This is a genomic window from Paraburkholderia dilworthii (genome assembly GCF_000472525.1).
Taxonomy (GTDB): domain Bacteria; phylum Pseudomonadota; class Gammaproteobacteria; order Burkholderiales; family Burkholderiaceae; genus Paraburkholderia; species Paraburkholderia dilworthii.
The window spans coordinates 1-4,873 of sequence record NZ_AWZT01000109.1; the positions used below are offsets into that span (position 1 = coordinate 1).

General features: G+C 59.8%; 5 protein-coding genes and 3 pseudogenes. 3 read left to right on the plus strand and 5 right to left on the minus strand.

Features of this window, described 5'->3' with window-relative positions; all coding sequences use genetic code 11:
- Positions 1 to 144: 144 nt before the first annotated feature.
- On the minus strand, positions 145 to 327 hold the full coding sequence (locus tag F759_RS44725; protein WP_244439004.1) for a hypothetical protein: 183 nt from the start codon (positions 325 to 327) through the stop codon (positions 145 to 147).
- A 170-nt stretch (positions 328 to 497) separates the two neighbouring features.
- Here F759_RS44725 and F759_RS44730 point away from each other — a divergent pair, with 170 nt between their 5' ends.
- Positions 498 to 845, plus strand: coding sequence for a hypothetical protein (locus F759_RS44730; protein WP_027803873.1), 348 nt, complete (start codon positions 498 to 500; stop codon positions 843 to 845).
- 178 nt (positions 846 to 1,023) lie between these two features.
- On the opposite strand, the pseudogene F759_RS39805 reads toward F759_RS44730, so the two are convergent.
- The 3 genes and pseudogenes from F759_RS39805 to F759_RS0135110 all read right to left on the minus strand — a co-directional run.
- Positions 1,024 to 1,356, minus strand: a pseudogene (locus F759_RS39805) (LpxL/LpxP family acyltransferase); the annotation flags it as partial.
- Between the two features lie 55 nt (positions 1,357 to 1,411).
- Positions 1,412 to 1,828: pseudogene (locus F759_RS39810) on the minus strand (recombinase family protein); the annotation flags it as partial.
- Complete coding sequence (locus F759_RS0135110) at positions 1,821 to 2,012, minus strand: hypothetical protein (RefSeq protein WP_027803874.1); 192 nt, start codon at positions 2,010 to 2,012, stop codon at positions 1,821 to 1,823. The gene F759_RS0135110 and the pseudogene F759_RS39810, both read right to left, overlap by 8 nt.
- 495 nt (positions 2,013 to 2,507) lie before the next feature.
- Between F759_RS0135110 and F759_RS45475 the strand changes: the two are divergent.
- Together F759_RS45475 and F759_RS0135115 are read left to right on the plus strand one after the other, a co-directional pair.
- Positions 2,508 to 2,600: pseudogene (locus F759_RS45475) on the plus strand (IS6 family transposase); the annotation flags it as partial.
- A 384-nt stretch (positions 2,601 to 2,984) separates the two neighbouring features.
- A complete protein-coding gene (locus F759_RS0135115; protein ID WP_209440542.1) occupies positions 2,985 to 4,175 on the plus strand; it encodes an MFS transporter in 1,191 nt (396 codons plus the stop codon).
- A 160-nt stretch (positions 4,176 to 4,335) separates the two neighbouring features.
- Here F759_RS0135115 and F759_RS0135120 read toward each other — a convergent pair.
- Positions 4,336 to 4,873: IS6 family transposase (locus tag F759_RS0135120; protein WP_027803876.1), on the minus strand; the 538-nt coding region annotated here is incomplete at its 5' end.

Sequence of the window (4,873 nt, forward strand, 5' to 3'; positions counted from 1 at the left end):
TTCTCGAACCAGGCTCGCTCGTCTGCCCGCTCTTCTTCAGCCATCTCGCTCGCGCAATGACTATAACGCGTGCCAGGTTACCAGGTTTCGTGGCTGAAATGTGGGTAATCACAAGGTGTGGGATGCGCTTACTGCCGAAGCTGATCACTTGCTTCGAGACCTTTGTTTCATCGCCGGTTCTTTAAAGATGGCCGGATCGAACAGCGGCTTGCGCCCGCGCTTCGGTCCTTTTCTGCCGCGCGAATTAGGGTTGATGTTAGGCACCATGCCGCGATTGCAAATGGCTTTGCGGTTGGGCCGGCAATCGTACACGCCATCCAGGCTCATAACCGTACCCCGCAGATCCAGCCCCACCGCACGGGCGATGCTCGTAAGGCGCGGCAGCGCTTCTCGTAACAGTGGCGATTCATTGCGATTGCCCGGTGCTCTGACGAACCGCGCGATGACGTTGCAATTCCTGTCACACAGGACAACCACATTGCGCCCTTGAGCTTCTTGTGGCCGCTGAAGCCGAGATTGTCGCCGCCATTCTTCGCGGCGGTTGTCCTGCCATCGCCATGGATGATGCGCGTGTCCAGGCGGTGATCGCCATGAAGCCAGAACACCGAAGCCTCGAAAACGGCATCAAGGCATCCGTCCGATTCCCAGCGTCGGAAGGCGCTATAAATGGGGGTATGGTGGATTTCGGGACGGCGATGCCAATCCTTCTCGATGGGCAACTCCTTGCACTTGCAGCCGAGACAGAGCGCCTTCAGGATGTAGTTGAAAATCGCATGCGCACTTTCGGGCGGGCCCGCGACGGTCGTTGCTCAGACGTGGCCAGACAAATTGCTCGAACTCTTTGACGCCCAAGTCCGTTGGGATTTCTTGCCTAGACTGACTTTCGGCCATTTCGACCTTCAAAGCGTCGGAATTCTAGCCGATTCGTGTCGGGCGGGTAGAGCCCGCGCTCGGCGGGCCTTTCACCCGATGCCGCTAGCTGGAAAAACCCGCGACCAGTTGCGTGCCAGGGGCAAGTTCTCCTCAATACACATCCAGCATGCCTGCTGGGCGATGCTTGAAGCGGCGGTGTACCCAATAGTACTGCTCGGGAAAGCGCAAAATCTGCTGTTCGAGGAAAGCGTTCATCGTGCCGGCATCCTGCACTTCATTGCCCGAGGGATACTGAGCCAGCGATTCAAATACTGTCAGCTTGTATCCACTGAAACCGGGGCGGACTTCAGTGACAAACGGTACGACTCGCGCACCACTCAGCTTCGCTAGACGGGACACCGACGTCAGCGTGCACGCGGGCTCGCCGAACAGCGGAGCGAACACGGACCCCGTGGTTCCGTGGTCCATGTCGGCAGCTAGCATTCTCCCGACGAGCTTCGAGCGAACGCTGACGCAACAGATCCAGCTCGTATTCGTTCAGGCTGCCCTTCAAGCCGAGCAGCAAACGATCGTTGCTCTGCCGCGGTGAGTAGACGGTCTCCTGATCGACGAGCACCGTGTCGACGACACGGCACACCTCAACCAGTTGCTGCCACTCGCGACTGTTGCGCGCGAATCGTGAAACCTCGCGAGCGGCAACTGCGCCGACGTGCCCAAGACAGACCTCTGCGACCATCCGTTCGAAGCCCGTGCGCGTTTGCGTTCCGGCCGCAGAGCGTCCCAGATCCTCGTCGATCACCTCGATCTCGTTCCAGCCCAACTGATGCAGACGATCCTGCATCGCATACTGCAGCTTCTGGCTCTCCAGATTGTGGCTGACCTGATAGGCCGACGACTGGCGCACGTACAGCATGGCCTTGCGCGCCAGATGCTGCGCCCGAACCTTGTCACTCATCGCGCACCTCCGGCTCGTGTACGGCGGCGAGCAACCCGCGACGCTGTTGCCGCAGCAGTTGCGCCAGCAAACGCACCGTCTGCTGCCGGACCTCTTGCGGCAGGTGCGCCCATTGTGGTGTCTTCGGAAAGGGACGGAACAGGTCGAGTTGACCGCCCGGTTGGGGGTTTGTCTGGCGTCGCATCAGCACTTCCTGTACGGAGCAAAGGATGGTGCTCGGCTTGTACCATACCGCGCGGCGTGGCAGCAGGCGCCTGCGCCAGCAGGTACTTCAGTTCCCTCAATGCTTCACAGTTGACGGCGGGAGACGTTGCCGAGGTAATGCGACAGCAGGCAACGGGTCGAACATCCATTGCGGCACCTCCAGCAAGCCTGCCGTGTCGAACGGCTCTCGCCCACAGCGCAGCACTGACTCGGCGTTCTTCCTCTCTATCGTGGTGAAAATCCATACCGTGTGCCCGTACCACGGGTGCCAGCGGTAGAGAACCTCCGTTGATACGCTGATATGGGCGTTGTGTTGACGGCTTGTACAACCAGAAAAGGCCGCATTCAAGTCTCTCAGACCAGACTCCAGATGAAGCCTACTTCGCGATGCTGCCCACGATTCCAACAGCAGCGTGACGCCCAGCGTTCAACTTAAAAATCGAAAAGACTGTCGGAACGAACGGGGCCACCTCAACGCGCCTCTCTTTATCGCAAACAACTCGCCGCCCGATTCGCTGCGTGGCTTGCATTCACCGAGCCCAGCCAAAATCCGTCGACCGCTTTCTGAGCAATCTACCTCTTTGGCACTGCGCCGGCTCACCACCGCCAAGTGCAAATTTAAGGCTCCCTTAAGCAACAGGCATTACTGTACGGCGTCCATGTGGACGCGATTAATCAGCTGGTTCTGCTGCCAGGCGCTTTTGCGGTGCAGATCGGTGGCACTACGAATCGATTTTGAGCGTGTGTGCAACGGCCAAGGTAAGCTAGGTCCATGTCGGTTCTTTTTCGAGAAGGCCGCCCAAGGGGGCGCGGCGCAAAATACGTCCGGTCGCTCCCATGTCTTTCCGGGGCGATCTTTAAACCCGGCCTTGACTGCCGGGTTTCTTTTTAACAGCGATGCGAGACCCGTCGCCAGACCGCGGGTTATGCGCATTCACTCACGGTGCTGCCGGTGTCCAATTCTTCCGCAATCTCTTCACGCATGAGCGCGCCGGAGAGGCGTGCGACCATGTCGCTCGCCGGCGTCTTCGCGCTGCGCATGCTCGGCCTGTTCATGATCATGCCGGTGTTCTCGGTCTATGCGAAAACAATCCCCGGCGGCAACAACGTCCTGCTGGTGGGCATTGCGCTGGGCGCATATGGCGTCACGCAGTCGCTGCTCTACATCTTCTACGGCTGGATTTCCGACAAGATCGGCCGCAAGCCCGTGATCGCCACCGGCCTGCTGATCTTCGCGCTCGGCAGCTTCGTCGCGGCGGGCGCGCACGACATCACGTGGATCATTGTCGGACGTGTGATTCAGGGGATGGGCGCGGTGTCATCGGCGGTCATCGCGTTCATCGCCGACCTTACCGCCGAGGAGCATCGCACCAAGGCGATGGCGATGGTGGGCGGCAGCATCGGTGTATCGTTCGCCGTGGCGATCGTTGGCGCACCGGTCGTGTTCCAGTGGGTCGGCATGAGCGGACTATTCACGCTGGTCGGCGTCTTCTCGATCCTTGCGATCGGAGTGGTGCTGTGGGTCGTGCCCGATGCGCCGAAGCCGATGCATGTACGCGCGCCGTTCGCCGAAGTGCTGCGCAACGTCGAACTGCTCAGGCTGAATTTCGGCGTGCTCGTGCTGCATGCGACGCAGACGGCGCTCTTTCTCGTCGTGCCGCGCATTCTCGAAGCGGGCGGCCTGCCGGTCGCTTCGCACTGGAAGGTGTACCTGCCGGTGACGGGTCTCGCGTTCGTGATGATGGTCCCGGCCATTATCGCTGCGGAAAAGCGCGGCAAGATGAAGGCGGTGCTGCTGGGCGCGATTGCGCTTATCCTGATTGGACAGTTGCTGTTAGGCACCGCTCCCCATACGATTCTGATCGTGGCGGCAATCCTGTTCGTCTACTTCCTGGGCTTCAATATTCTCGAGGCCTCGCAGCCATCGCTGGTGTCCAAGCTGGCGCCCGGTTCGCGCAAGGGCGCGGCCAGCGGCGTGTATAACACCGCGCAGTCGATTGGTCTTGCCATGGGCGGGATACTGGGCGGCTGGCTGCTCAAGGTAGATGGACAACGCGCGGTCTTTTTTGCCTGTTCGGCCCTGGTGATGTGCTGGCTTGTAATCGCCGCAAACATGAAGCAACCACCGCGCAGGAAGGCATGACAAACCCAGCCTGCGGTGGGTCGCGCCATTCCGGTTCCGCGTGCCACCACGGAGCTGGTCCCGAATCTGGAGGTACGGGTACGCGCCGCCACCAACTTCGTACGGATCTGGTGCAAATAAAGGCGATCAAAAGAAAAGCCGCCGCTTTGCCGTTGCCCTATCAAGCTGAGAGAACTGCCTTCCAGATGGCGGACATAGTGAGATCTTTGAGGCGCAGACTCGCGAGATCGAATTGTCCTTTGCGAATCCGATGCGCCAACTCGATGCCAGCGATTTTGACGGCCGCGTGTCTGAACCGTTTGAAGCCGTGCATGGCGTTCGTCCTGGACTTGATGTTGCGATGGTCCTGCTCAATCACATCGTTGAGGTATTTCGAGGATCGGACTTGGGTGTCCTCAGGCAGCAAGCCGTCGACCTTCAACTCGCGCACCGCGCGATGCGACGCTGCGTATCCATCGAGCGTGATGGTTTGCGGCGGCTGGCCTTGATTGATTGCCTTGCTGAAGAACGCTTTCGCCGCGGCGACATTGCGCTTTGCCCGGAGCATGAAGTCAACCGTGTGCCCGGCTCGATCAACCGCCCGATATAGGTAGACCCACTTGTCACGAATTTTCAGATAGGTCTCGTCGACACGCCACGACCGTCCGGCGAGCGTGTCGAATCGATTCCAACGTTTGACGAACTCCGGCGTATAGTGC

Coding starts and splice junctions, on each gene's coding strand:
- F759_RS44725 (WP_244439004.1), bottom strand. CDS start 327: ATGAGCCTGGATGGCGTGTACGATTGCCGGCCCAACCGCAAAGCCATT.
- F759_RS0135110 (WP_027803874.1), bottom strand. CDS start 2,012: ATGCGACGCCAGACAAACCCCCAACCGGGCGGTCAACTCGACCTGTTC.